Genomic DNA, 25,991 nt, shown 5'->3' with positions numbered 1-25,991 from the left:
CCCATGAAAATCAGTGTTTTTCCCGTACGTCTTTCCGTGCTTGTCTTGTCGTTGCCCGCCGTTTCTGCGGTGCTGGCGCAAACCGGCCCGGCCCCCGCCTTGAACGAAGTGGTGGTGACGGGCAGCCGCGTGGCCGGGCCCCGCGAATCGCAGCCCTTTGGCACAAGTGTCATCACGGATGTAGATATTCAGCGGATTGGGGCCGCCACCGTGAACGATGCCATCATGCGCCTGCTGGGTGTCGTTGGCCGTCAGGATTTCTACGGCGGTGGAGACTATGCCCTGGATTTGCGGGGCTTCGGGAGCACCGCCAGCAGTAACCAGGTCGTGATTGTGGACGGTGTTCGCATCAATGAGGCCGATTTGAGTGGCACCCGCCTGGCTGGCATCCCGATTGAATCCGTATTACAAATCGAAGTTATTCGCGGCAGCGGCGCGGTCTTGTACGGGGAGGGCGCGACCGGCGGCGTCATTATCGTCACCACCAAGGCAGGAGCCGGCGCGGCTCGTAAAAATGCGGCGTCTCTGTATGCCGGCGCTGGGAGCTACGGGCTGCGCGAGGGGCGTGCCAACGCGACGCTGGCCAGCGGAGGATTTTCGTTGGATGTCAATGCAATGAACCGCAAGGCTGACAACCACCGCGATAACTTCCGCTCTGAAACCGATGCGGTATCCGCGGTTGCACAGTGGAGCAACGAGTGGCTGCGCCTGGGCGCAAGTCGGGCACAAGACAGTCTGGACACCGGGCTGCCTGGCGGGCTGACGGCGGCGCAGTACCAAAATAATCCCCGTCAGACCACGACCCCCCAAAGCAAGGCGTCCATTGACAATGTTCGCAATGGCCTGTTTGCTGAAGCCGCTTTGGGCGATTGGCAACTTTTGGCCGATGCTGGCTGGCGTGACAAAAAACTGCGCAGTGTGTCAGCTTTTGGCGCCTTCGACTATGACGTCAAGGCCACCAACTACGGACTGCGCGCTGTGCACAGTGCCAAACAGTCCGTCTTTTCAAACAGGCTCGTGCTCGGGACCGATTATGCAAGCTGGCAGCGCGAGGTGCTCGGTGGTTCCACCGCAACGCAGGCTTCACGCGCGTTTTATTTTCGTGATGAGCTGACAGTTGCTTCCATAGGCACCGTCTTGTCAGTGGGGGCACGTACAGAGCGCATTAAAAAAGACATCGCAGGTACTTCGTCAGGTCTTGCCGATCGCCAGAATGCCTGGGAGCTGGGACTGAATCAGCCATTGAATAAAGAGGTTTCCGTTTATGGGCGCGTGGGCCGCAGCTTTCGACTGGCCAATGCTGATGAATTTAATTTCACCTCGCCCGGCGTGACCTTGTTGCCGCAGCGCTCCACCGATGTCGAGATTGGCTCGCGCTATGCCTCGGGGCGAGTGAAAATGGAGGCACGCTTGTACCGCAGTTCCTTGACCAATGAGATCGGCTTCGATCCGAATGCGGCAGGTCCATTCGGCCGCGGCGCCAACGTGAACTTTGACCCGACCCGCCGCTCTGGTCTTGAACTCGATGGCAGCTACGCTTACGCAGAAAACCTGAAGCTGCGCGTGAATGCCGCGCTGCGAAAATCCACATTTTCATCGGGTCCGTATGCCGGTAAGGATGTACCGCTCGCACCCAATCGAACCTTTGCAGCGCATGCGGATTGGACGCCTGTGGCCGGACATCTTGTCAGCGGCGGTCTGAACTGGGTGTCGTCGCAGCATCCAGACTTTGCAAACCAGTGTTCCATCCCAGCCTACACCACGGCAGATGCACGCTACGCGTACCAGTGGCAAAAGGCCGAAGTTTCACTCGGCATCACTAACCTGTTTGACCGCAAGTTCTATACGCAGGCTTTTCGATGCGCCGCTGGCGTGACGAATTCCATCTATCCTGAAGCGGGGCGTGCAATCGTCGCTGCGGTGCGGATTAAGTTCTAGAGGTTCTGGAGTAAGTCATCCATGCCGGATCGTTAAGCGCAATCCCAACAGACCATGTCCGCCTCCACCTGCCCCGCCATTCTTGTCGCCGCCCCGGCCTCCGGCCAGGGCAAGACAACGGTGGCCTGCGCCCTGGCGCGGTTGCACACACGCCAGGGCAGGCGGGTGCGTGTCTTCAAGTGCGGGCCGGATTTTCTGGACCCGTACTGGCTGACCCTGGCCAGCGGCGCGCCGGTGCACCAGCTCGATTTGTGGATGACCGGCGAGGCCGACTGCGCACAGCGCCTGCATGCCGCCGCGCAGGAGGCTGACCTCATCATTGTGGAAGGGGTCATGGGGCTGTTTGACGGTGAGCCCAGCGCCGCGGACCTGGCGCAGCGCTTTGGCCTGCCGGTGCTGGCGGTGATTGACGCCAGCGCCATGGCCGGCACCTTTGGCGCGCTGACGTGGGGCCTGCAGCATTACCGCGAAGGCCTGCGGTTCGCCGGCGTGCTGGCCAACCGCGTGGCCTCGCCGGGTCATGCCGCGATGCTGGAAGGCGGCCTGCGCGATGCAGCGCAGTGGCAGGGCGCGCTGATGCGCAGCGAGGCTTTTACGCTGCCCGAGCGGCATCTGGGCCTGGTCATGTCGGATGAACTGGGCGACGCCCTGCCGCGGCTGGACGCGGCCGCCGACGCGCTGGCGGGTACGCCGCTGGGGCAGATGGGAGCGACAGAGCTGCAGGCCTGGTCCGTGGCCTTCGAAGCGCCTGAAACGCTGGGCGAAGCTTTCCCCGCCGGTGCATTGCAGGGCCGTACCATCGCGGTAGCGCGTGATGCGGCCTTCTGTTTTCTCTACGCTGCCAACCTCGACTGTTTGCGTGCGCTGGGGGCTCAGTTGGTGTTTTTCTCGCCCCTGGCAGACACGGCTTTGCCTGAATGCGATGCCCTTTGGCTGCCCGGCGGCTACCCCGAACTGCACGGCGAAACCCTGGCGGCCAACCGCGCCATGAAAAGCAGTATCACCGCCCATGTGCAGGCCGGCAGGCCGGTCTGGGCCGAATGCGGCGGCATGATGGCGCTGTTTGAGCAGCTCGTGACAGTCGATGGCGCCAGCTACCCCATGTGGGGCGTGCTGCCCGGCAACGTCAGCATGCAAAAACGTCTCGCCGCCCTGGGCCCCCAGCAGCTCGATGTGGCGGGCGGTACCTTGCGCGGCCATGCTTTTCATTACTCCACCTGCGCCACGCCGCTGCAAGCCGTCGCGCGAACCCGGGCGGCCCCCGGCCGCACGCTGCGTGGTGAGGGCGAGGCGCTGTTTGTGGCCGGGCCGACCTCCTCGGTGAGGGCCAGTTATTTTCACGCCTGGTTCGCCTCCTGCCCGGCTGCGACCGCGCAGTTGTTTGGCGCGCCTGTTTCTGAAAGATCGCCATGACTGACAAGAAAATGGGCTGGCGTGCGCTGGCTGACCAGCAGGACACCTCGGCAGTCCGTCAAATGTATGGCCCGCAGCGCATCGTCTGCCTGACGGAAGAGCCCACCGAATGGCTGTACCTGCTCGGTGAAGAACGCCGCATTGTCGGCATTTCCGGCTACACCGTGCGCCCGCCGCGCGCGCGCGAAGAAAAACCCAAGGTCAGCGCGTTCCTGAGCGCGAAGATAGACAAGATTGTGGAGTTGCAGCCCGACTGCGTGATCGGATTTTCCGATCTGCAGGCCGACATTGCGTCGCAACTGGTCAAAAAGGGCATTCAGGTCACCATCTTCAACCAGCGCAGCGTGGCCGAGATTTTTTCCATGATGTACCAGCTGGCGGCCATGGTGGGCCAGGAAGCGCGGGGCCTGGAGTTAATGCAGGGCATGCAGCGCCGCCTGCTGGAGATAGAGCAGGCCGCGGCCACGCTCAAGCGCCGCCCGCGCGTGTATTTTGAAGAGTGGTACGACCCGCAAATCAGCGGGATTGCCTGGGTGTCGGAAGTGATCGGCATTGCCGGGGGTGACGACTGCTTTCCCGAGCTCGCCGCCAAGGCCATGGGCAAGGACCGCATCATTGCCGACGGCAGCGAGATCGTGCGGCGCAACCCCGACATTATTTTCGGCTCCTGGTGCGGCCGCAAGTTCCGCCCCGAGCATGTGGTGGCGCGCCCCGGCTGGGAAAACGTCAATGCCGTCAGAAACAGGCAGCTGTTCGAGATCAAGTCCGCCGAGATCCTGCAGCCAGGTCCGGCCGCCCTGACAGATGGCGTGGAGCAATTGCACCGGATCATCATGGCCTGGAGCCGGACCGTGGGCGCTACGGCCGACACGGGCGGGTCGTCCTTGCCCCCCGAAAGCACGCCATGACGAACATGTCGGTGGTCCGCAGTGAACTGATTCTGGGTGGCCAGAGAAGCGGCAAGTCGCGCCGCGCAGAAAGGCTCGCGCAAGCCTGGCTGGCTGATTCGCCGGACCATGGCGCCGTGTTCATCGCCACCGCGCAGGCCTGGGATGACGAGATGCGCGAACGCATTGCATGCCACCAGCGGGACCGGGCCGAACGCCTGCCCGGCATGGTCACTGTGGAGGAGCCGCTGCACCTTGCGCAGGCCATCGCGCAGCACAGCCGCAGCAGCACCCTGGTCGTGGTTGACTGCCTGACCCTGTGGCTGACCAATCGCTTGATGCCGGCGGAAAGGCCAGCTGAAAATTCACGGCCAAAAGAAACTCCAGCCCATGATTTATCCGGGGATATAGCCGTGATTTCGGGCGCGATCCATGGGGCTGCCGGTCCCGTGGTGCTGGTCAGCAATGAAATCGGGCTGGGCGTGATTCCGATGGGCCGTGAGACGCGCGCTTTTGTCGATGCGCTGGGTTGGCTCAACCAGGACGTGGCTGGCGCCTGCGAACGCGTGACGCTGATGGCAGCCGGTTTGCCGCTCACCCTGAAAGGTTCGCCGTGAAGCGCATCGCCGGTTGGCTGGTTTTGCTGTGCCTGGTGCTGGCGGCGCCGGTCCGCGCCTTGCCCTTGCAATTGACTGATGACCGCGGCGTGACCCTCACGTTTGCGCAGTCACCGCAGCACATCGTCAGCATGCTGCCTTCGCTGACCGAAAGCGTTTGCGCGCTCGATCAGTGCCATCGCCTTATAGGGGTGGATCGTTATTCCAACTACCCGGCCAGCGTGAAGCGCCTGCCCGTGCTGGGCGGCGGGATCGACCCCAACATCGAGGGCATCGTGGCGCTCAAGCCCGATGTGGTCCTGGTGGCCACATCTTCCCGGGCCACCGGCCGGCTGGAGGCGCTGGGCATAAAAGTCGTGGCGCTGGAGCCAAAAACCCATGCCGATGTGCGGCGCGTGCTTCGCAAGCTCGGCGCGCTGCTGGAGGTTCCCGACGACACCGGTGCCGATCGCCTGTGGCGCGTCATCGACAGCAGTGTCTCGGCCGCCGCGCAATCGCTCTCGCCCAAAGCCAGGGACAGCCGGGTCTACTTTGAGGTGAGCCGGGGGCCCTATGCCGCCGGCGAGTCCTCCTTCATTGGCGAAACGCTGACCCGGCTGGGCGTGAAGAATGTGGTGCCGGCGTCGCTCGGCCCCTTCCCCAAGCTGAATCCCGAATTTGTGGTGCGCGCCAATCCCGACGTGATCATGATCGGCAACCGCAGCATGCAGGCCATGGAGCCTTACCCCGGCTGGGGCAGTATCAAGGCGGTCAGGGAGCGGCGTATTTGTGTCTTCGGTGTGGACGAATCCGACGTGGTGGTGCGTCCCGGCCCGCGCATGGCCGAGGCGGCGCGCATCATGGCCAAGTGCCTTGAAGGCAAGCAGCGGTGAGGGCGCCGAACCGTTCTTTTGCCGTGCATGACCAGCACCGCAAGGCCTTCTGGCTGGCCGGTGCCTTGCTGGTGGCCTCCGCAGCGCTATTGCTGCTGGGCGCCAGCGTGGGCAGCATCGGCTTTGAAAGCGTGATGAACATGCAGCACGACACGCAGGCCATGCAAATCGTCTGGGAGATTCGCCTGCCGCGCACGGCCGGTGCGTGGCTGGCGGGGGCGCTGTTCGGCCTGGCGGGCGCCGTGGCGCAGGGCCTGTTTCGCAACCCGTTGGCCGACCCGTATTTGCTGGGCAGCGCCTCGGGCGCTTTGCTGGGTGAGGCGTGTGCGATGGTGCTGCTGGGCGTGTCGCCTCTGGCCGCGCATTGGCTTGTGCGGATTGGGTTGACGGGGGCTGCCTTTGTCGGCGCCGTGCTTGCCGTGTTGCTGACCCTGGTGCTGGCCAAGGGCGTGCAACACACGCTGCGGCTGCTGCTGGCCGGTGTGGTCGTGGGGGTGGTGCTGGGCGCCGTCAGCTCGCTCATTTTGCTGCTGAGCCCAAACATCATGCAGGCCATGCAGTCTTTCATGTTGGGCAGTACGGCGTTTGTGGACTGGACCGCCTGTGCCGTGATGGCCCTGGTGCTGGCAGTCAGCGTGATTGCTGCCTGGATGATGAGCCATGTGCTGGATGGCCTGGCGCTGGGCGAAGCCACCGCGCAAAGCCTGGGCCTGCAGCTGCCGCAAATGCGGGCCGCGCTGGTGGCGGTGCTGGCGCTGGCCACCGGCGCGGCAGTGGCGCAAACCGGCCTGATCGCCTTCGTCGGCCTGGCCGCGCCGCACCTGGTGCGCTCGGTCGTCAAGACGACGCACGGCCGGCTCATTGTGCTGTCCAGCCTGATGGGCGCGGTGCTGCTGATGGCCGCCGATATTCTGGCGCGCTGGCTGATTGCGCCGCAAGAGTTGCCCGTGGGCGTTCTCACGGCGGTGCTGGGCGGCGGCTACCTGCTGTGGCTGATGCACCGGCATACCGGAAGAGGGGCAGGATTGTGATGGCTCCTATTGATCCGGTCGCCATGAATTCAATAGCTGTTGGCGCCCATGCCGTCAGGGCTCGCCTCGGAAATGTCGAAGTGTTGCATGGCATAACGCTGGCGCTGCCGCTGGCGCGCTGGAGCAGCATCGTGGGGCCCAATGGTGCGGGCAAGTCCACCTTGCTCAAGGTGCTGGCAGGCCTGCTGCCTCACTCGGGCGACGTGGCCCTGCTGGGGCGTCCGCTGGCCGCGCTGCGCGCGCGCGCGCGTGCCCGGCAGCTGTCCTGGCTGGGCCAGAACGAAAGCTCGGCGGAAGACCTGACCGCCTACGACGTCGCCATGCTGGGCCGTCTGCCGCACCAGGCCTGGCTGGCGCCGCCCAGCGCGGCGGATCGCGCGGCGGTGGAGCGGGCCCTGCGCACCACGCAGGCTTGGGACTGGCGCGGCCGTCCCTTAAGCCAGCTCTCGGGCGGCGAGCGCCAGCGCGTGTTGCTGGCGCGTGCGCTGGCGGTAGAGGCCCAGGTGCTGCTGATGGACGAGCCCCTTGCCAACCTGGATCCGCCGCACCAGACCGACTGGCTGCTCATGGTGCGTGAGCTGGTGGCGGGCGGCAAAACGGTGGTCAGCGTGCTGCACGAAATTTCACTCGCGTTGCAGGCCGATGAATTGGTCGTCATGGACCAGGGCCGGGTGACGCACCAGGGGGCTTGCACCGATGCGGCCACGCACCGCGCGCTGGAGGAGGTGTTTGACCATCGCATCACCGTGCACCAGCTCTCGGGCCAGTGGGTGACCCTGCCAAAAATCTAGCGTGTCGCCAGCAAACTTCAAACCCCAACACACCATGAAAACTCTCACTTCTCATCCACAGGCTGATCGCGACACTGCTGCGCCGGGCAAGGTCTGGTTTGTCGGTGCAGGGCCGGGCGACCCGGAACTCATCACCGTCAAGGGCCGCGCGCTGATTGAACGTGCGGGCGCCATCCTGTTTGCCGGTTCGCTGGTCAGCGAGGCTGCCACGCGCTGGGCCCCGGTGGGTTGCGTGATTGTTGACAGCAAGGACATGACGCTGGAGCAGATGTCGGCCTGGCTGATTGAGCAGGCTGGGCGCTGCGAAACCGTGGTACGCCTGCAAACCGGCGATCCCGGTTTGTATGGGGCGCTGATTGAGTTAGTGCAACCGCTGGACGCTGCTGGAATCGCCATCGAGGTCGTTCCCGGTGTGTCGTCCGCCATGGCCTCCGCTGCGGCTGCGGTGGAAAGCCTGACGCTGCCTGAGGTGACACAAACAGTGATCTTTACCCGAGTGGAAGGCCGCACGCCCATGCCCGAGGGCGAGTCGCTGGAGGTGCTGGCCGCGCACCACAGCACGCTGTGCATCTTCCTGAGTATTACCTTGATGGGGCGCGTTACCGCGGCGTTGACCGTGGCGGGCTGGTCGCCGGATGCCCCCATCGTGGTGGTGCACAAGGCCAGCTGGCCCGGCGAGGAGAAGATCGTTCGCGGCACAGTGAGCACCATCCAGAGCCTGTGCCGCGAGGCCAAAATTGTCAGCCAGGCCATGATCATTGCCAGCCCGACGCTGGGCGCCCGCCAGTGGACGACCCTGGCCAAGTCAAAGCTGTATGACGCCAGTTTCACGCATCGCTTCCGGCGCGCCAGCGTCCCAGTCTCAAACCTCATCCAGGAGACCCCATGACCATGACAACCATTTTGCTGGTGGGCCACGGCTCGCGCGAGCCCGCCGGTAACGACGAGATCGAGGCCTTTACCGCGCGCTGGCGCCTGGCCCATCCGCAATGGCATACCGAGCTGTGTTTCATCGAGTTCGCCGAGATCGGCGTGGACCAGGGGCTGGCGCGCTCTGCACAACAGGCGCAACGGGTGATCGTGGTGCCGCTGATCCTCAATGCGGCCGGCCACGTGAAGATGGAGATCCCGGCGCACATCGCGCTGGCCCGCCAGCGCTTTCCCGGTGTGCGCTTTGACTACGCACCGCACCTGGGCGTGTGCGATCCGCTGCTGACGGTGTTGCAGCGCCAGCTGCACGATTGCATGCAGGCGCTGGACATGCCCGACCCCGGCGGCACCGGTGTTGTGCTGTTGGGGCGCGGCTCGTCGGACCGCCTGGCCAACGGCGAGATGGCCAAGATGGCGCGCTGGCTGCAGGAGGAGAGTCGCCATGAGCTGGTCGACCTGGCTTTCACGGGTATCACGACCCCGCGGCTGGAGCGCGTGGTGCAGCGCCAGGCACTCATCGGTCTGCGCCAGATTGTGGTGTTGCCGTACTACCTGTTCACGGGTACGCTGATCCAGCGCATCGGGCGCCAGGTGGCGCATTTGCGGCTGCAGTACCCCGGCGTGCGCTTCGCGCTGGGTTCGCACTTCGGCTTCGAGCCCGAGGTGGCCGGGCTGCTGGCCGGGCGGGTGCAGGGCCTGATCAATGGCAGCCTGGCGGCGGTGCCCGTCAGCGCGGAAGCGGCGCAGTGGCAAGGGCATCGCCATGATGACGCTCACCATGGTCACGATCATCCCCACGATCACGAGCATCACGAGCATCACGAGCACGCCCCCAGTGCGGCCCAGGCATGAGCAGTGTCAATACTGTCACCGAGCAGCTCACGGCTGCTGGCCGGGCCATCGAGCACGACTCGTTTGCCGTGATCGACCGCGAAGTGGGGCCGCACGCCTACAGCCTCGACCAGTGGCCCATTGTGCGTCGCATGATTCACGCCAATGCGGATTTTGATTTCAACGGGCTGACCGATTTCCATCCCGCAGCGGTGGATGCGGGTGTGGCCGCCATCGTGTCGCGCGCCACCCGCGTGGTGGCCGATGTCGAGATGATTTGCGTCGGTCTGTCGGCGCCACGCCTGGGGCACTTCGGCATGCGCACGCACCAGTTCATCAGCGATGCTGATGTGATCGAGACCGCCAAAGACCAGGGCACCACCCGTGCGGTACAGGCCATGCGCAAGGCACACAGCTTGGGCCTGATCGACGGCGCCATCGTCGGCATCGGCAATGCGCCCACCGCGCTGATCGAGATCGTGCGCCTGATCCATGAGGAGGGCGCCCGCCCGGCGCTGGTGGTGGGCATGCCGGTGGGTTTTGTTTCAGCCGCCGAATCCAAGGACTTGATGGCCCTGGAAACCGAGGTGCCCTGGGTCGTGATCCGTGGGCGCAAAGGCGGCTCTACCCTGGTGGTGGCAGCCATCCATGCCTTGCTCGGTTTGGCTGAGGCGAGGGAACTCGCCGCATGATGAAAAAAGACGCGCCCCGCGGCACCCGCACTGGTTTCACCACCGGTGCGTGTTCTGCTGCGGCGGCGCGTGCGGCGGTGATTGGCCTGGTTACCGGTCAGGTGCCCGACGCGGTGGAATGCCTGCTGCCCAATGGCGACCTGGTGACCTTCGCCGTGCAGGATGGCCGCGTTGAGGGCGTGGGTGGAGGCGTGGGTGGGGGTGTATCAGCCCACGCCATGGTCATCAAGGACGCGGGCGATGACCCGGATTGCACCGACAAAGCGCACCTCACCGCCGATGTGCGGCTGCGCCACGATCTGCCGGGCCAGGTGTTGCTAGCCGGTGGTTTTGGCGTGGGCACGGTCACCATGCCGGGCCTGGGTCTGGCGGTGGGCGGCCCGGCCATCAACCCGGTGCCGCGCCGCAACATCGAGGCCAATGTGCGTGCCGTGGGGCAGGGCCTGCTGGATGAAGTGGGTCTGGAAGTGACCATTTCCGTGCCGCAGGGCGAGGAGATGACCAAGAAGACCTTGAACGCGCGGCTGGGCATTCTGGGTGGCATCTCCATCCTGGGCACTACCGGCATCGTGAAGCCGTATTCCACTGCCGCCTACCGCGCCAGCGTGGTGCAGGGCGTGCAGGTAGCCGGCACGCTGGGCCACGGCGTGGTGGTGCTCACCACCGGTGGGCGTACCGAAAAGTTTGTGATGGAAGAAATGCCCGAACTGCCCGAACCCGCGTTCGTGCAGATGGGCGACTTCCTGCGCTACGCCATGGGTGCGGCAGTCAAGGCGGGCCTGAAGAAAGTCGTCATCGGCGGCATGGTCGGCAAGCTCACCAAGATTGCCCAAGGCGAAACCATCACCCACGCGGGCCGGGCCGAGGTGGACACAGGGTTGCTGGCCGAACTCGCTGCCAGCGTGGGCGCACCGCCCGACGTCTGCGACGCCATCCGTGGCAACGAAACCGCCCGCTATGCCGGCGAGCGCATGGACGCGCTGGGCCTGGGGCAGGCTTTTCACACCGCGCTGGCGCAGCGGGTCATACAGACCCTGCGCACGCGTTACCCCGATCAATTTGAACTGAAAGTGCTGGTCTGCGACTTTGACGGTCGCAAGATTGCGGAGGCCTCTTGAATTCTGAATCAATCGAAACCATGGAAACCATGGAAGCCATGGAAACCAAGGAAGCCATTGAAAAATGCCGCATCCTCGGCGTGCTGGACGACGGCATCAACAGCCTGAGCCAGAGTGCGCTGGCGCATCTGCAATCTGCTCAGTTGGTGATTGGCGGCGCACGCACGCTGCAGTTGCTGGCCGTACAGATATCCCCTGATGCGGTGCAGCGCGACCTGACCGGAGCCTTGTCGCAGGTCCCCGAGTGGATTCGTGCCGCGCAGGCCGCCGGGCAGCGCGTGGTGGTGCTGGCCACGGGCGACCCGCTGTGCCACGGCATTGCGGCTTACCTGGCCTCGCGGCTGTGCATTGAGGCGATTGAGGTGCTGCCCAATGTCTCTACCTTGCAGCTGGCTTGTGCCCGCTTGGGGCTGCCGTGGCAGGAAATGAAATTTTCTTCCGTGCACAGCCGTGACGCGGGCGACTGGGTGGCAGGCGCCGAGCCCGGCCACGGCCTGTATGCGCTGCTGCGCGACATCCGCCAGCACGACCGCCTGGCCGTGCTGACCAGCCCCGACAACACGCCCGATCGCATCGCCCGCATGCTGGTGACGGAAGGCCTGGCCGATGACTTTGAAATGGCGGTGGCCGAGCGCCTTTGCCAGAGCGATGAACGCATCGTCAGCGGAATCAGCATTCATGCCGCCGCGCACATGCCGTTTGCCGATCCCAACGTGGTGCTGCTGTGGCGCAGCAAATTGCGTGCGCCGCAGGTGTTGTTTGGCCTGCCCGATGTCAGCTTTGAGCAGCGTCACCCGGATAAGGGCTTGATCACCAAAAACGAGGTGCGCGCCGTCTCGCTGGCGCGCATGCAGTTGCGTGCCGACAGCGTGGTGTGGGACATCGGTGCAGGCTCCGGTTCGGTCGGCCTGGAGGCGGCGCGGCTGTGCCGCCAGGGCCATGTCTATGCCATCGAAAAAAATGTGGACGACAGCGCCATCGTGGGCCGTAACCGTCAGGCCATGGGCATCAGCAACCATACCCTGGTGCACGGCAAAGCCCCCGAGGGCCTGGCGGCCTGGGCTGACCCGGACGCGGTGTTTATCGGTGGCTCAGGCGGTGAACTGGCCGAGCTGATTGCGCTGATCCTGAAACGCCTGAAACCGGGTGGCTGGCTGGTGATGAATTTTGTGACCATTGAAAACCTGGGCACGGCGGTCGAAACGCTCAAAAGCCTGGGCGCCGGCTGGGACGTACTGCAGCTCCAGGCCTCGCGCAGCAAACCTATTTTGCACATGAACCGCATGGCGGCCGAGAACCCGGTGTGGATCGTCTGCGCCCAGCCGGGAGTTGAGCATGGTTAAGCCCGGTCAACTCTACGGCGTATCGCTGGGCCCCGGTGACCCGGGCCTGATCACCCGCCGCGCCTGGGCCTTGCTTGAGCGCGCCGATGCCGTCTGGACCTACCCGGTGCGCAGCCTGCGCAAGGAAAGCTACGCGCTGGACATCGCTTTGCGCGCTGGCCTGCCATTGCCCGAAAAACACCAGTCACTGCTGTTCCCGATGACGCATGACGTGGAAAAACTGGCGCGCCATTGGCTCAAGGCCGCCGAGACCGTGCGCGACTTGTTGGCGACCGGGCAGGACGTGCTGTTTCTGGTCGAAGGCGATGCCTCCACCTACGCCAGCTTTTGTTACCTGGCACGCGTTCTGCGCGAGCTCGATGCGGACGCGCGAATCGACATCGTGCCCGGTGTGACCTCGTTCAACGCGGCGTGCGCTCAACTGCACATGCCGCTGTCGGAGCAGGACGACACGATTGCCATCGTGCCGGCCGCCTACGGCATTGCAGCGGTGGAGCGCATGCTGGACGATTTCGACACCCTGGTGCTGATGAAGGTCAAGCCGCTGCTCGATGACCTGATTGATCTGCTGGCGCGCCGGGGTCTGCTGGCGCACAGCCGCTTTATCGAGAAGGCTGGTTCCCCGGTGGAGCGCATCGTGCACGACGTGGCCGAACTCAAGGGCACCAAGGTCAATTATCTGTCGCTGCTGCTGGTCAAAAATCCCCACCGCGAACGTGGCGAGATGCTGCGCGGCTGCCGCAAGAAAACAAGCACTGAAATTGAAGAGGAAACCCAGGAATGAGCACGAACACTTTGCCGGAAACCAGTTCCGCTACACCTTCGGATGTGCGCGTCGTTCTGGTCGCCATCACCAAACACGGCGCCCAGCAAACGGCAGAGCTGGCGCGCCAGTTGCCCCAGGCCAGCGTCTGTGTGGCCGACAAGTTCGCACCGCTGATGGCCGGTTTGCCCAATCCGGTGCGCGCCTACAGCGGGGCTTTTCGCGACGAAATCGCAACGCTGTTTACCGATTTTGACCAGGTGGTATTTTTCGTTTCGCTGGGCGCCGTGGTCCGCCTGATTGCCCCGCACCTGAAAAGCAAAGACGAAGACCCGGGCGTGCTGGTGGTGGATGACGCGGCGCAGTTTGTGATTCCCGTGCTGTCAGGCCATGTGGGCGGAGCCAACGCCATGGCCGAGCAGGTGGCCGCGCTGCTGGGCGCAACCGCCGTGCTGACCACCGCTTCCGACGTGGGCAAGACCATTCCGGTCGACATTCTGGGCCGCGAGCTGGGCTGGAAGGTCGAAGCCCCCAAGATCAACATCACCCGTGTCTCGGCCCATGTGGTCAACGGCGAGCCGATTGCCGTGGTGCAGGAGGTGGGCAGCCCGAACTGGTGGACCCGGCCTACGCCGCTGCCTGCAAGCATTCACAAGTTTGAGCGGTTTGAGGATGTGGATTTGGCGCGGTTCAAGGCGGTTTTGTGGATTACGGATGCGGAGGTCACGGAGACCCGCTGGACCGAACTGCATGAGCGCCTGGTGGTGTACCGTCCGCCGCTGGGGCAGGGCGCGCAATGATGATTCCTGGCGTGGGGGATGCTCCCGGGCTGGAGCTGCAAGGCGTGTCGCTGCAGCGGGATGGCCGTATGGTTCTGGATGCACTGGATCTGCAGGTTCCCTTCGGCGAGCACCTGGCATTGATCGGACCCAACGGCTCCGGCAAGTCGAGCCTTTTGCATGTCATGGCCGGCCGCATCAGCCCGCCAGCAGGGCGTGTCATGTTGGGCGGGGCCGCTTTGTCGCAGCTGCCCGCCGCGCAGCGTGCACAACACATTGCGGTTGTTCAGCAAAAAGAACACATCCACGCACTGCTTTCGGTGAGCAAGTACGTTGCGCTGGGACGCACGCCATTTGCCTCGGCCAAACGTGAAGAGAACGCATCGCAGGTGCAACATGCGTTGGAACGTTGCGGCCTGTGGAATCTTCGCCACCGGCGCGTCGGTGCGCTGTCCGGGGGAGAGCAGCAGCGGGCATGTATCGCACGCGCGCTGACACAGCAGCCCAAGGTATTGCTGTTGGATGAGCCGACCAACCACCTTGACATGCGCGCGCGCGCCGACATTCTGGACATGGTGGCAGACATCGGTGTCACCGTGATTGCAGCCTTGCACGAGCTGAGTCTGGTGCACCGGTTCGCTGATCGAGTGTTGATGCTGCAGCAAGGGCGTGTGGTTGCCCTGGATGTACCTCCGCGCGCGCTCTGCCAGTCACATGTCAGCCGTACGTTTGCCATGGACGTGCATTACGTCCCTATTCCCGGGCGGGTGTCGCCCGTGGCAGTTTTTGAGTCACCCCGGCTTGCGCCCGCAAAGCGCATTCCCCCCACCTCTCAAGCACTATCCCTGGAGGGATCTCCCCATGCTGAATTCTGTCCCGCTTTTTAAACAACGCCCTGTGCAGCTCGCGCTTCACCGCGCAGCAAGCGCCATCTTGCTGGGCTTGGGCCTTGGCTGCATGGCGCAGGCGCAAACATTCCCGGTGACGGTGGACAGCTGCGGGGAAAAGCTGGTGTTCAATGCATCGCCCAAGGCCGCAATGATCCATGACCTCAACATGACGGATATGGCGCTGGCGCTCAAGCTCCAGAGTCAGATGGCCGCCGTGTCCGGTATCACCGGCTGGTACAAGCCGACCCCGGAGTTCAAGAAGGCACTGGGCAGCATTCCCGAGGTGGCCCCCAAGCAGCCGACCCTGGAAAACGTGCTGTCAGTCAAGCCGGACTTCTTCTTTGCCGGCTGGAACTACGGGATGAAGGTGGGCGGCGACGTAACGCCTGCAACGCTGAAGAAGTACAACATTCCCACACTGGTGCTTAGCGAGAGCTGCGTGCACATTGACAAAACGCGCCCACGCGCTTCCATGGACCTGCTCTACACCGACTTCATCAAGCTAGGTACCATTTTTGGCAAACAGGCACAAGCCACCGCTCAGGTGGCTGACTGGAAAAAGCAATTGGCTGCCTTGCCCAAGCCGGGGGGCAAAGAGCCGGTTCGCATGTTCCTGTTTGACTCCGGGGAAGACAAACCTTTCACCGCCGGGCGCTTCGCCATTCCTACCGCCATGATGGAAACCGTGGGTGGGCGCAACGTCATGGAGGACCTGGATACGAGCTGGGGCACCGTGTCCTGGGAAGCCGTGGCCGCACGCAATCCGGAGTTTTTGGTCCTTCTTGACTACGCCAATGATGGTGGCGCGGAAAAGCTGTTGAAGTTTTTGCAAGCCCACCCGCTGATGCGGCACACCGACGCCGTGAAAAACAGGCGCTTCGTCGCGCTGCGCTATGAAGAGTTAACCCCTGGGCCCGCCAACATCACTGCCATCGAGAAAATGGCAAAGGCGCTCAAGCTTTGATCACTTTGCCCCGCTCCTTCGGGTTGACAGCTGCGGTGCTTTGGGGCGTGCTGCTGGTCTTGTGTGTGGTGTCGGTGAAAGCCGGCGCCGTGCCTGTGAGCCTGGAACGATTGGTGCAGAGTCTGTCGCTCCTGGTGTCCGGTGCACCACAAGCGCTTTACGGAATGGAGGACCGCATCGTCGTAGAGCTGCGCCTGCCCAGAGTCATTCTTGCGATGCTGGTCGGCGCAGGACTGGCTGTGGTGGGAACGCTGTTGCAGACGGTAACCCGCAACGAGTTGTCGGACCCCTATCTGTTCGGTCTGTCTTCCGGTTCTGCCGCAGGAGCCGTTGCAGCAATTACCTTCACCGGGGAGGCATTCGGTCTGTGGTCGCTACCGCTGGCGGCACTGGCCGGCGGCCTGGCATCGGTGGCTGCTGTGCTGCTGCTGTTGCGCGGGTACGCAAACCACTCCTCCGACCAGTTGATTCTGGCGGGGCTTTCGGTTTCATTTTTGTTCACCGCCTTGACCTACTACCTCACGTTTCTGGGCGACCAGCGAGCGGCACAGTCAGTGCTGTTCTGGACCATGGGAGGGCTGGGCGGCGCGCGCTGGGACAACCTGTTCTTGCCCTTGCTCGGTGTGGTCACCGTGGGAGGGTTTGCCATTTTCAAAACGCGCGCGCTGGATGCCATGCTGGCCGGCGATCACACTGCGCATAGCCTGGGTGTGGAGCCCGAGCGCCTGCGCGCGCAAACCTTCGTGGTATGCGCCCTGGCTACCGCGTGCTTTGTGTCGGTATCCGGTGTCATCGGATTTGTGGGCCTGATGGTGCCGCACCTGGCACGCGCCCGGGTCGGCGCGTTGCATCAAAGACTACTCGGCATGGGCATGCTCACCGGAGCCGTGCTGCTGCTGGGCAGTGACCTCGTTAGCCGTACCGTACTGGCGCCACAGGAGTTGCCGGTAGGCATTGTGACGGCGAGTTTGGGGGCGCTGTTTGTCATGCGCATCGTGATGCGCAAGCCGGAGGAGGTATGACAAACAAAGACGCCATACCCCTGCCGTACGCCATCGCTTTGGGTCTGGGGTGTGACCGCGGTACCCCGGCGGATGTGATTGCCTTTGCCGTGGACACGGCGCTGGCGCGCATAGGCGCCACCAGCGCGCAGGTGAAAGCCGCCGCCAGCATCACGCTCAAGGCCGATGAAGCGGGCCTGTTGGCGCTGGCTGCAGCGCAGGGCTGGCCCATCACCTTCTACACCCCCGCGCAACTGGCGGCGGTACCGGTGCCCAATCCGTCGGAGACGGTGCGCCAGTACACCGGTACGCCCTCGGTCAGTGAGGCGGCTGCCCTGCTGGCAGGCGCTGGGGTGCTGGGGCGTTCGGAAGCCCTGCCCATGACCGCCTTGCTGGTCGAAAAATTCAAACACCGTGGCGCCGATGGGCGTAACGCCACGGTTTCCATTGCCCGCTGTGACGGTTTCCCTCTGTGACTCTTTTTGTTTTTAATTTTTTAGTTTATCAACCCTGAAATGGAGCAACCCATGAACGCATCTTCTGCATCTTCCATCTCCCTTGTTGCGAGCGGTAGCGCAACCCGCAGCCTGCTGCTGCAATTGGCCGCCGGTGCCGCTTTGGGCCTGGTTGTGCTGTACGGCGTGGCTTTTGCTGAAAGCCCGCTGGCCCACAACGCCGCCCACGACGTGCGCCACGTCACTGTCAAACCCTGCCACTGAGCCAGGGAGGTTTTCATGTTGTTTCAACGATTGATTTGGGCCGCCCTGGCTGCCGCCTTGCTGGGGGGCAGTGTGCAGTCCGGTGTGCAACAGTGGCAGGCCGTGCCGATTATTCTGGCGGCCGAGGTGTATGAGGGGCAAAAGGCCGAGGCACCCGCAGAGCCGCCCGCACCCGCTGCGCACGTCCACGCCGAAGGTGTGGCAACTGAACACGCGCACGACCATGGCAGCGCCGAGGAATGGGCGCCGGCTGATGGTGCCGAGCGCATGTTCTGGACCTGGGTGGCCAACGTTCTGCACGCCTTCAGCATGGCGCTTTTGGTGTTTGCCGTGATGGGTGTCTGCCTGTGGCGCGGCACCGCCGTGCGTTCGCTGCCGCTGGCCTTGCTGGTGGCTGCGGCGGGCTGGCTCAGCTTTCACTTCTGGCCATCACTGGGCCTGCACGCCGAGATTCCCGGCATGGATGCGGCCCGTCTGGGCTCGCGCCAGGGCTGGTGGGTGTTGGCTGCGGGCAGCGCAGCATTGGCCTGTGCCTCGCTGGCGGGCCTGCGTCATCCTTTGCGCTGGGCTGCCGCAGCGGCGTGGCTGGCTTTGCCTTTTGTGGTGGGTGCTCCGCACATTAGCGCCGACCCGTTGGCCGGCTTCAGCGGCGCAGCGCAGCTTGCTTTGCGCGAACTCGGCACGCAGTTCATCTGGGCCACCACCTGGGTGTCATTGTCGTTCTGGGCCTGCATGGGGCTGGTATGCGGCGCGGCGTTTCAGCGCTGGCTGCGTCCGGTGCTGGAAGCAACTTTTGAACGCTCGAAGCCGGTTGCATCAGCCGGCACGGCGGTGAGCCCATGACCGGCCCCAAAGGAAAAATCATGCTGGTGGGCATTGGTCCCGGCAGCCATGACCATATGACGCAGCGCGCCCGTGCCGCCATTGCCGAGGCGGACGTGGTGGTGGGCTACGTCACCTACATCAAGCTGGTGGCCGATTTGCTGGAAGGCAAAGAGGTCGTGCGCAAAGGCATGACTGAAGAGCTGGACCGCGCGGTGCACGCGTTGGCCAGCGCCCGCGAAGGCAAGAAGGTTGCGCTCATCTCCAGTGGCGACGCTGGGGTGTATGGCATGGCCGGGCCCACCTATGAGGTGCTGTTCCAGGCCGGCTGGACGCCCGAGTCCGACGTGCAGGTGGAAGTCGTGCCGGGGGCCTCGGCCATCAACGCCTGTGCGGCGCTGGTGGGCGCGCCCCTGACGCACGACTTCTGCTCGATCTCCCTGTCTGACCTGCTCACGCCCTGGCCGGTGATTGCACGCCGGCTGGATGCGGTGGCGGCATCGGATTTTGTGGTGGCGCTGTACAACCCCAAGAGCGGCCGCCGTACCCAGCAAATCGTGCAGGCACAGCAGCTGTTCTTGCGGCACCGCAGGCCCGACACGCCGGTGGCGGTGGTCAAGTCGGCTTACCGCAGACGCGAGCGCATCGAGTTCACCACACTGGACAAGATGAGCGACTGCGACATCGGCATGCTCACCACGGTACTGATCGGCAACAGCCACACCTTTGTACGGCATGGCCTGATGGTTACGCCGCGCGGCTACGCCAACAAGTACGAGCTGCACGGCGATGGCAGCACGCGCGAGGGCGAAAGGCCTGGCCGTTCGCTGTCCACCGGCCTGCTGGGCTGGATGGAAAACCTGCGCATTGACCATGCTGAAGGCGCGAGCGTTGCTGCGCTGGCGTTGCGCCACAAGCTGCCTGCGGACTACATCGAGGCAGTGCTGACCGCGCCGATTGAAGAAGAGGCCGTCAAGGAAGAAACGGCCAGTGCCGAGGAATCGGAAGCATGAGCGAAGCGGTGGTCAAACCCAAAATTGGCGCTTACAAACGCCATTTGCTGATCTGCACCGGCCCGCGCTGTACGCAGGATGGTGCGTCGCAGGAGCTGTTCGACAGCCTGGGCGACAAGTTCAAGGCGGCCGGGCTGCACGACGGTGAGATGCGCGTCAAGCGCAGCCGGGTGAGCTGCTTTGCCGCCTGCAAGGGCGGGCCGGTCATGTGCGTGCAGCCTGATGGCACCTGGTATTACAACGTCACGCCCGCCAACATGGACCGCATCATTGACCAGCATCTGGTGGGCGGGCAGCCCGTGGCTGATCTGGTGTTCCATCAGGGTCCGGGGGACTGCCATGACGTTTGAGGCACAGGAGCACACCGGCCGCGGATTCGTGTCCATCGTGGGTGCAGGCCCGGGCCCGGTCGATTTGATGACGCTGCGGGCATTCGACCGGCTTCAGCGGGCCGAGGTGGTGGTGCACGACCGCCTGATCGCGCCGGAGGTACTGGCTTTGATTCCCGTGGCCGCCCAGCGTGTGTATGTGGGCAAGGCCCTGGGCAACCATGCGGTGCCGCAGGGCGGCATCCATGACTTGCTGGTTCAGCATGCGCGCCTGGGCAAACGGGTGGTGCGCCTCAAGGGCGGTGATCCCTATGTGTTTGGGCGCGGGGGCGAAGAGGTGCAGGCCTTGCAGGCGGCGGCTATTGCCTTTGAAGTGGTGCCGGGGGTGACCGCAGCCAGTGGCTGCTCGGCGGCGGCGGGTATTCCGCTGACCCACCGCGACCTGGCGGGCAGCTGCGTATTTCTGCCCGGCCACCTGGCTGACGACGAAGCCACGCACGACTGGCAGGCCTTGGCGCGTCCGGGCCAGACCCGTGTTTTTTACATGGGCGTACAGCGCCTGGCGCAGATTGCCCACCAGCTCATCGCGCATGGCCTGGCACCCGATACCCCGGCCGCCATCGTGCGCGACGGTGCCCGCGCCACGCAGACCGTCATCGCCACCGGGCTGCGCGACCTGGTGGCGCGCGCGCCGGCGTATGGTCCCCAGCCCGGCTTGCTCATCATTGGTGAGACCGTGCAACTCAGCCCCCATTTCAACCTTTAGGTGATTGCCATGCAGATTGAAACCCCACCGTCCGACAAGCCCTATGACAAACCCGGGGGTGAACGCCGCGGCATCGTCATCGTCAATACCGGCGATGGCAAGGGCAAAAGCACCGCTGCCTTTGGCCTGGCCCTGCGCGCGCACGGGCGCCACCATGTGCATGGCAAGGCCGTCAAGATTTTCCAGTTCATGAAAGTGCCCAGCGCCCGCTTTGGCGAGCACCGCATGTTCGAACAGCTGGGCATACCGATCGAAGGGCTGGGCGACGGCTTCAGCTGGAAAAGCCAGGACCTGGAACATTCCGCGCAGCTGGCACGCGATGGCTGGGAGAAAGCCAAGGCAGCCATCCTGAGCGGTGAGTACTTCATGGTGGTGCTGGACGAAATCACCTATCCGCTGATTTACGGCTGGATGCCACTGGACGACGTGCTGCAGACGCTGCGCGATCGCCCGAAGGACGTGCATGTGGTCCTCACCGGCCGGCGCTGCCCGCCCGAAATCATCGAGCTGGCCGATACCGTGACCGAGATGACCAAGGTCAAGCACGCGTTCAATGCCGGCATCCCCGCCCAGCGCGGCATCGAGGACTGATTCTGTCTCTACTTCAATGCGATATGTCGTTGCCCGCCTTGCCGTGCCAAAGCACTGCCTGCGGCGGTGCGCCTGATCTCGCACCGAATTAGAAGCAGAACAAGGTTGTCCCAATGAGTGTTCCATCAGTCCCCCACGCCTTCAGCCTGCCCGAGCAGCAGGCGGTGTACCGCGCCATTTATGAGCGGCGCGACATGCGCCATTTCAGCGGCGGGGTCGTGGCCGATGAGGTGTTGCAGCGCCTCCTGGCTGCCGCCCACCACGCACCCAGCGTCGGCTTTATGCAACCCTGGCGCTTTATCCGCGTGCGCAGCCAGCCGCTGCGCGCCGCCGTGCATGCGCTGATCGAGCAGGAGCGCATCCTGACGGCCCGGGCGCTGGGCGAGCGCGAAGACGAGTTCATGAAGCTCAAGGTGCAGGGCGTGCTTGATGCCGCCGAAGTGCTGGTGGTGGCGCTGCCGCCAGGGCGCGAGCAGCATGTCTTTGGCCGCCGTACCCTGCCTGAAATGGACCTGGCCTCCGCCGCCTGTGCCATTCAAAACCTCTGGCTGGCCGCGCGGTCGGAAGGGCTGGGCATGGGCTGGGTGTCGATGTTCCCCCCGCAGCAACTTGCGCAACTGCTGCAGATGCCCGAGGGCAGCAAACCCATTGCCGTGCTGTGCCTGGGCCCGGTCCAGGCGTTTTACGACCAGCCCATGCTGCAGGCTGAAAACTGGGCGCACCGTGCGCCGCTGGCCGACATGGTTTTTGAAGACTACTGGGCCAAGCCGGCCCTACCTCATGCCTCACCCCATGAGTGATGGCGCGCTGCTCATGGCGGCAGCATTGTTGCTCGCTTTGCTCATGGATGGCGTATTCGGCGAACCACCCGCCTGGATGCATCCGGTGGTGGGCATGGGCAAGTACCTGTCGTGGTGTGGCAAGCTTTTGCCTGGTTTGCAGCCCTCGCTGGCGTTCGGCTCGGGGGCTTTGGCGTGGCTGGCTGGTGCGGTTTTGGTGGGTGGCCTGGCCTGGTTTGCCCAGCGGCAGATGGTTTTTAGCCTGCATCCGGTCATTGCTGCGGTGTTCATGGCCGTGCTGCTCAAGCCCATGCTGGCCTGGCGCATGCTGCGCAGCGAAGTCGATGCGGTTGAAGCGGCGCTGCAGCAATCGCTGGAAGCAGGACGCGAACGGTTGTCGTGGCTGGTCAGCCGCAACACCGTGCTGCTCAACGAAAGCGAAGTGCGCGAAAGCGCGATCGAATCGCTGGCCGAGAACCTCAACGATTCCGTGGTGGCACCCATTTTCTGGTTTGTGCTGTTCGGCTTGCCGGGCGCCGCCATTTACCGCTTCGCCAATACTGCAGACGCGATGTGGGGCTATCGCGGGATGTACAAGGGCGAGCATTGGGAATGGGCGGGCAAGTGGGCGGCGCGGGCTGACGATGTGTTGTCATGGATTCCGGCGCGCCTGACGGCTTTGCTGCTGGCCCTGGTGGCGGGGGGCTTGTCCTTTAAAAACTTGGAAACATTGCGAAGGGAAGCCCGTAAAACGCCATCGCCCAACAGCGGCTGGCCGATGGCGGCCATGGCCCTGGCGCTGGGCGTCAGCCTGCGCAAACCCGGTGTTTACACGCTCAACCCCGAGGGCAAACCGCCACAGGCTCCTGACACCGTTTCCGCGCAAAAACACGCATCAAAAGTGGTTTTTTCCCTTGTTTTATGTGCGCCGACAGCCATCATATTGATAGCGTTCGCGCATTTTTCATGATGAGCACGCAGCAACCGCAATGCCTGCGAATTCACGGTGGCCCCGACCCGTATGGCGTGCCGCTTCATGACTTCTCCACCAACAGCAACGCCTGCGGGCCGTGCCCTTTGGCGCAAGCCGCAGTCAGCCAGGCAGACGCCACGGTATACCCAGACGCCAGCTACACCGCCCTGCGCCAGCAACTGGCTGGGTTTCACGGTGTGGATGTGCGGCGTGTATTGCTGGCCGGCAGCGCCAGCGAATTTATTTTCCGCGTCACCGCCTTGGTGGCGTTGATGGCGCTGGTGGCGAAGGAGGGCGGGCGTTCGGTCTGGCTGCCGCCGCTCAGCTATGGCGACTATGCGCAAGCGGCCCATGCACATCGCTTGACCGTGGCGGACCAGGTTGCCAACGCACAGCTGCGCTGGAGTTGCGACCCATCCAGCCCGCTGGGAGCGGCGCACGCGGGTCTGGACGATCTGGTCAATGAAGCCGGCCCACCCGCCATCAGTGTGCTCGACCGGGCCTACGAACCCTTGCGACTGAGTGGCGCGCTGGCGCTCACCGATGCGCAACTGCAAAAATTTTGGCAACTCTGGACACCGAACAAGGCGCTGGGCTTGACGGGCGTGCGTGCCGCGTACGCCATTGCACCCGTCGATGCGGAGGAGGAGGTGCTTGCGCTGGAGCAGCTGTGTCCTTCGTGGCCGGCGGGCGCGCACGGCGTGGCCATGCTGCATGCCTGGCTGCGTCCTGACGTGCAAGACTGGCTGGTGGACAGCCTGAAGACCCTGCGCGAGTGGAAAGCACGGCAAATTGCGCTGTGCGAATCCCTGGGCTGGACCTGCCTGCCCAGCCATGCCAATTTTTTCTGCGCCCGGCCCGTATTACCGGCGGGCCTCGCTTTGCAGCAGGTGCTGGCCGCATTGCGCCTCCAGGGCATCAAGCTGCGCGACACCACCTCCTTCGGCCTGCCCGGCCATGTGCGCATCAGCGTCCAGCCGCCCGCTGCGCAGGACGCATTGCACAATGCATGGCAATACATCACACGAAAGTCAGCATGAGCGGCACATTGGCCAGAAGCGTCATGGTTCTGGGTACCACCAGCGGCGCCGGCAAAAGCTGGCTGACCACCGCACTGTGCCGTTACTACGCGCGGCAGGGGTTGAAGGTTGCGCCTTTCAAGGCGCAGAACATGAGCAACAATGCCCGCGTTGTCGCGGGCGGCGAGATTGGCAGCGCCCAGTATTTCCAGGCGCTGGCGGCGCGCGCCGAGCCTGATGTGCGCATGAACCCCTTGCTGCTCAAGCCCGAAAAAGACACGCAAAGCCAGGTCATCCTGATGGGCCAGGTCGATGCCGAGCTCTCGCGCATGCCCTGGCGCGGCCGCAGCGCTTCGGTGTGGCCGGTCATCGCCCGGGCGCTGGACGAACTGCTGGCCGAGAATGACGTGGTGGTGATTGAAGGCGCGGGCTCGCCGGCGGAGATCAACCTCAAATCCAGCGACATCGTCAATATGCGCGTGGCGCAGCACACCGGGGCTTCCTGCCTGCTGGTCACCGACATCGACCGCGGCGGCGCCTTTGCCCACCTGTATGGCACCTGGGCCATGCTCGATGAGGCGGAACGCCAGCTGATCAAGGGCTTTGTGCTCAACAAGTTTCGCGGCGACGCCAGCCTGCTGGCGCCCGGACCACAAATGTTGCAGGAGATGACCGGTGTGCCCACCGTGGCGACACTGCCGATGTGGTGGCAGCATGGCCTGCCCGAAGAAGACGGCGTGTTTGATATGGCCCCCACGCTCGGCACTGGCGTGTCCACACTGCCCCCCGAGGGGGCTGAACTTGCTCGGGGCGGCCCTTCGCTGCGTTCACCGCGACCTGTGATCGCCGTCATCGCCTACCCGCGCATCAGCAACCTGGACGAATTTCAGCCGCTCAAAAATGTGCCGGGCGTGCACCTGAAGTGGGTGCGCAGCCCCGGCGAGCTGGCCGGCGTTGACTGGATCATCCTGCCCGGCTCCAAGCACACCAGCGGCGACCTGGCCTGGCTGCGCGCGCAGGGGCTGGACCGTGCGGTGGCCGCCCATGCAGAGCAGGGCGGTGCGGTGCTGGGCGTCTGCGGCGGCCTGCAAATGCTCGGCGAGGCGCTGATCGACCCGCATGGCATTGACGGCAATGCGCCGGGGCTGGGGCTGCTGCCTGTGGTCACCGTGTTTGAAGAAGGCAAAACCGTGCAGCGCAGGCAAGCCCGGTTTGGCGAGCTGGCCGGAGCCTGGGCGGCCTTGTCAGGCGTGGGCCTACAGGGCTACGAAATTCATCACGGCCAAACGGCGCCCCACACGGCCATGGCGGCTGCAGGGGACATTGCCCATGGCGTGATGGCCGAAGGCCTGGCCTGGCAAAACACTCGAGGCAATGTGCTGGGCCTGTATTTGCATGGCATGTTTGAAGATCCGGCCGTGCTGCAGGCGCTCTTTGGCGCCACGGTACCCACGCTGGATGCCGTATTTGACGGACTGGCCGATTACATAGAGCAGCACTTTGAGCCGGGCGTTTTGCAATCACTGATAGCGACCCCTTAACCGGAGACGCGCTTCAGGGGCCCAAAGCAGGCCTGGAGCGACTCGGCCTTGCAGACGATGAACTGGTCCCGCTGGGGGTTGAATTGGATGAAGCGCGTGACGCTCTCTGTGGCGCCATCTTCCGGGCTTTCATGCAGGTCACCCGAGCAGTCGCGTTTGCCGTTGCTGGTGGTGACTGTTTCGGCGAGCCGGTAGAAGCCCAGCAGGCCAGGCACGCGCGGTATTTCGTAATTGCCCTGTGTGACTTCTTCACCGCTGGTACTCAGCCGGGTGCCGTTGGCGCGGTACTGCCAGGTTTCGGTACAGGACTTGCCGGGCGGTGTCCAGGTCCAGGTTCCCACGAGGGGGTGGGGTGCGGGTGCTGCTGGCAAGGCAGAGGCAGGCTTGGGTGCCTTTGTGGCGGCGCAGCCGCAGAGCAGGGCGGCGGCAAGCAGCGCATGGATTTGGCGAAATGCAGGGGGCCTGCTTCCGGGGTGGCGTGGTAAAGACTTCATGGGGTGATTATGAAGAAGCCTGGAGTCACCTCGAGCAAGCCGGCGCTACCTGAGGCCACCCGGAGCCACCGGAGCTGCCTTGCTG

The 25,991-nt window shown here is 64.2% G+C and carries 29 protein-coding genes; 28 read left to right on the top strand and 1 reads right to left on the bottom strand.

Features of this window, described 5'->3' with window-relative positions:
- The first annotated feature begins 3 nt into the window (after positions 1-3).
- The 28 genes from BPRO_RS13855 to BPRO_RS13720 all read left to right on the top strand — a co-directional run bounded on the left by BPRO_RS13855 (position 4) and on the right by BPRO_RS13720 (position 25,412).
- Positions 4-1,938, top strand: a complete 1,935-nt coding sequence (locus tag BPRO_RS13855; protein WP_011483700.1) for a TonB-dependent receptor — start codon at positions 4-6, stop codon at positions 1,936-1,938.
- A gap of 54 nt (positions 1,939-1,992) precedes the next feature.
- A complete protein-coding gene (locus BPRO_RS13850; protein WP_011483699.1) occupies positions 1,993-3,351 on the top strand; it encodes a cobyrinate a,c-diamide synthase in 1,359 nt (452 codons plus the stop codon).
- 11 nt (positions 3,352-3,362) lie between these two features.
- A complete protein-coding gene (locus BPRO_RS13845; protein ID WP_049764245.1) occupies positions 3,363-4,259 on the top strand; it encodes a cobalamin-binding protein in 897 nt (298 codons plus the stop codon).
- Positions 4,256-4,855: a bifunctional adenosylcobinamide kinase/adenosylcobinamide-phosphate guanylyltransferase gene (locus BPRO_RS13840; protein WP_011483697.1), complete on the top strand. Its 600-nt coding sequence runs from the start codon at positions 4,256-4,258 to the stop codon at positions 4,853-4,855. The genes BPRO_RS13845 and BPRO_RS13840 overlap by 4 nt, the downstream gene beginning before the upstream one ends.
- Positions 4,852-5,727: an ABC transporter substrate-binding protein gene (locus BPRO_RS13835; RefSeq protein ID WP_011483696.1), complete on the top strand. Its 876-nt coding sequence runs from the start codon at positions 4,852-4,854 to the stop codon at positions 5,725-5,727. Before BPRO_RS13840 ends, BPRO_RS13835 begins: the two co-directional genes overlap by 4 nt.
- Positions 5,724-6,758 carry a FecCD family ABC transporter permease gene (locus tag BPRO_RS13830; protein ID WP_011483695.1) on the top strand — a complete coding sequence of 345 codons (1,035 nt, stop codon included), beginning with the start codon at positions 5,724-5,726 and terminating at the stop codon, positions 6,756-6,758. The genes BPRO_RS13835 and BPRO_RS13830 overlap by 4 nt, the downstream gene beginning before the upstream one ends.
- A 23-nt stretch (positions 6,759-6,781) precedes the next feature.
- Positions 6,782-7,549, top strand: a complete 768-nt coding sequence (locus BPRO_RS13825) for an ABC transporter ATP-binding protein (protein WP_041389809.1) — start codon at positions 6,782-6,784, stop codon at positions 7,547-7,549.
- Positions 7,550-7,583: 34 nt separating this feature from the next.
- On the top strand, positions 7,584-8,438 hold the full coding sequence (cobM, locus tag BPRO_RS13820; RefSeq protein ID WP_011483693.1) for a precorrin-4 C(11)-methyltransferase: 855 nt from the start codon (positions 7,584-7,586) through the stop codon (positions 8,436-8,438).
- Entirely contained in the window at positions 8,435-9,331 is an 897-nt protein-coding gene (locus BPRO_RS13815) for a sirohydrochlorin chelatase (RefSeq protein ID WP_011483692.1), read from the top strand. The genes cobM and BPRO_RS13815 overlap by 4 nt, the downstream gene beginning before the upstream one ends.
- Complete coding sequence (locus BPRO_RS13810) at positions 9,328-10,002, top strand: precorrin-8X methylmutase (RefSeq protein ID WP_011483691.1); 675 nt, start codon at positions 9,328-9,330, stop codon at positions 10,000-10,002. Before BPRO_RS13815 ends, BPRO_RS13810 begins: the two co-directional genes overlap by 4 nt.
- Positions 9,999-11,120 carry a cobalt-precorrin-5B (C(1))-methyltransferase gene (locus BPRO_RS13805; protein WP_011483690.1) on the top strand — a complete coding sequence of 374 codons (1,122 nt, stop codon included), beginning with the start codon at positions 9,999-10,001 and terminating at the stop codon, positions 11,118-11,120. The genes BPRO_RS13810 and BPRO_RS13805 overlap by 4 nt, the downstream gene beginning before the upstream one ends.
- A 38-nt stretch (positions 11,121-11,158) precedes the next feature.
- Entirely contained in the window at positions 11,159-12,463 is a 1,305-nt protein-coding gene (locus BPRO_RS13800; RefSeq protein ID WP_041389805.1) for a bifunctional cobalt-precorrin-7 (C(5))-methyltransferase/cobalt-precorrin-6B (C(15))-methyltransferase, read from the top strand.
- A complete protein-coding gene (gene cobI, locus BPRO_RS13795; protein ID WP_011483688.1) occupies positions 12,456-13,247 on the top strand; it encodes a precorrin-2 C(20)-methyltransferase in 792 nt (263 codons plus the stop codon). The genes BPRO_RS13800 and cobI overlap by 8 nt, the downstream gene beginning before the upstream one ends.
- Positions 13,244-14,026 carry a cobalamin biosynthesis central domain-containing protein gene (locus BPRO_RS13790; protein ID WP_011483687.1) on the top strand — a complete coding sequence of 261 codons (783 nt, stop codon included), beginning with the start codon at positions 13,244-13,246 and terminating at the stop codon, positions 14,024-14,026. The genes cobI and BPRO_RS13790 overlap by 4 nt, the downstream gene beginning before the upstream one ends.
- Positions 14,023-14,892 carry an ABC transporter ATP-binding protein gene (locus BPRO_RS13785; protein WP_011483686.1) on the top strand — a complete coding sequence of 290 codons (870 nt, stop codon included), beginning with the start codon at positions 14,023-14,025 and terminating at the stop codon, positions 14,890-14,892. The genes BPRO_RS13790 and BPRO_RS13785 overlap by 4 nt, the downstream gene beginning before the upstream one ends.
- Positions 14,867-15,859, top strand: coding sequence for an ABC transporter substrate-binding protein (locus BPRO_RS13780; RefSeq protein WP_011483685.1), 993 nt, complete (start codon positions 14,867-14,869; stop codon positions 15,857-15,859). The genes BPRO_RS13785 and BPRO_RS13780 overlap by 26 nt, the downstream gene beginning before the upstream one ends.
- Positions 15,856-16,881, top strand: coding sequence for a FecCD family ABC transporter permease (locus BPRO_RS13775; RefSeq protein ID WP_041388824.1), 1,026 nt, complete (start codon positions 15,856-15,858; stop codon positions 16,879-16,881). The genes BPRO_RS13780 and BPRO_RS13775 overlap by 4 nt, the downstream gene beginning before the upstream one ends.
- Entirely contained in the window at positions 16,878-17,336 is a 459-nt protein-coding gene (locus BPRO_RS13770) for a cobalamin biosynthesis protein (RefSeq protein WP_011483683.1), read from the top strand. The genes BPRO_RS13775 and BPRO_RS13770 overlap by 4 nt, the downstream gene beginning before the upstream one ends.
- Before the next feature lie 51 nt (positions 17,337-17,387).
- Positions 17,388-17,579, top strand: a complete 192-nt coding sequence (locus BPRO_RS13765; protein WP_049764243.1) for a CbtB domain-containing protein — start codon at positions 17,388-17,390, stop codon at positions 17,577-17,579.
- A gap of 15 nt (positions 17,580-17,594) precedes the next feature.
- Positions 17,595-18,422 (top strand): CbtA family protein, encoded by an 828-nt coding sequence (locus BPRO_RS13760; RefSeq protein ID WP_011483682.1) that lies wholly within the window; start codon positions 17,595-17,597, stop codon positions 18,420-18,422.
- Positions 18,419-19,414 (top strand): precorrin-3B C(17)-methyltransferase, encoded by a 996-nt coding sequence (gene cobJ, locus BPRO_RS13755; RefSeq protein WP_011483681.1) that lies wholly within the window; start codon positions 18,419-18,421, stop codon positions 19,412-19,414. The genes BPRO_RS13760 and cobJ overlap by 4 nt, the downstream gene beginning before the upstream one ends.
- A complete protein-coding gene (locus BPRO_RS13750) occupies positions 19,411-19,764 on the top strand; it encodes a (2Fe-2S) ferredoxin domain-containing protein (protein WP_011483680.1) in 354 nt (117 codons plus the stop codon). The genes cobJ and BPRO_RS13750 overlap by 4 nt, the downstream gene beginning before the upstream one ends.
- Positions 19,754-20,509 (top strand): uroporphyrinogen-III C-methyltransferase, encoded by a 756-nt coding sequence (gene cobA, locus BPRO_RS13745; protein ID WP_011483679.1) that lies wholly within the window; start codon positions 19,754-19,756, stop codon positions 20,507-20,509. The genes BPRO_RS13750 and cobA overlap by 11 nt, the downstream gene beginning before the upstream one ends.
- A 9-nt stretch (positions 20,510-20,518) precedes the next feature.
- On the top strand, positions 20,519-21,100 hold the full coding sequence (gene cobO, locus BPRO_RS13740) for a cob(I)yrinic acid a,c-diamide adenosyltransferase (protein WP_011483678.1): 582 nt from the start codon (positions 20,519-20,521) through the stop codon (positions 21,098-21,100).
- Positions 21,101-21,213: 113 nt separating this feature from the next.
- The gene (gene bluB / locus BPRO_RS13735; protein WP_011483677.1) at positions 21,214-21,900 is read left to right on the top strand and encodes a 5,6-dimethylbenzimidazole synthase; all 687 of its coding nucleotides are present in this window, start codon (positions 21,214-21,216) and stop codon (positions 21,898-21,900) included.
- On the top strand, positions 21,881-22,849 hold the full coding sequence (gene cbiB, locus BPRO_RS13730; RefSeq protein WP_041388823.1) for an adenosylcobinamide-phosphate synthase CbiB: 969 nt from the start codon (positions 21,881-21,883) through the stop codon (positions 22,847-22,849). The genes bluB and cbiB overlap by 20 nt, the downstream gene beginning before the upstream one ends.
- A complete protein-coding gene (locus tag BPRO_RS13725; protein WP_011483675.1) occupies positions 22,849-23,892 on the top strand; it encodes an aminotransferase class I/II-fold pyridoxal phosphate-dependent enzyme in 1,044 nt (347 codons plus the stop codon). The genes cbiB and BPRO_RS13725 overlap by 1 nt, the downstream gene beginning before the upstream one ends.
- Positions 23,862-25,412, top strand: coding sequence for a cobyric acid synthase (locus BPRO_RS13720; protein WP_369794574.1), 1,551 nt, complete (start codon positions 23,862-23,864; stop codon positions 25,410-25,412). Before BPRO_RS13725 ends, BPRO_RS13720 begins: the two co-directional genes overlap by 31 nt.
- Here BPRO_RS13720 and BPRO_RS13715 read toward each other — a convergent pair.
- Positions 25,409-25,906, bottom strand: a complete 498-nt coding sequence (locus BPRO_RS13715) for a hypothetical protein (RefSeq protein WP_011483673.1) — start codon at positions 25,904-25,906, stop codon at positions 25,409-25,411. The genes BPRO_RS13720 and BPRO_RS13715 overlap by 4 nt on opposite strands.
- Positions 25,907-25,991: the final 85 nt, after the last annotated feature.

Origin of the sequence: Polaromonas sp. JS666 (assembly GCF_000013865.1) — a bacterium.
Taxonomy (GTDB): Bacteria; Pseudomonadota; Gammaproteobacteria; order Burkholderiales; family Burkholderiaceae_C; genus Polaromonas.
Note: the sequence above shows the minus strand (reverse complement) of the source record. Positions and strands in the feature narration are given on the sequence as shown.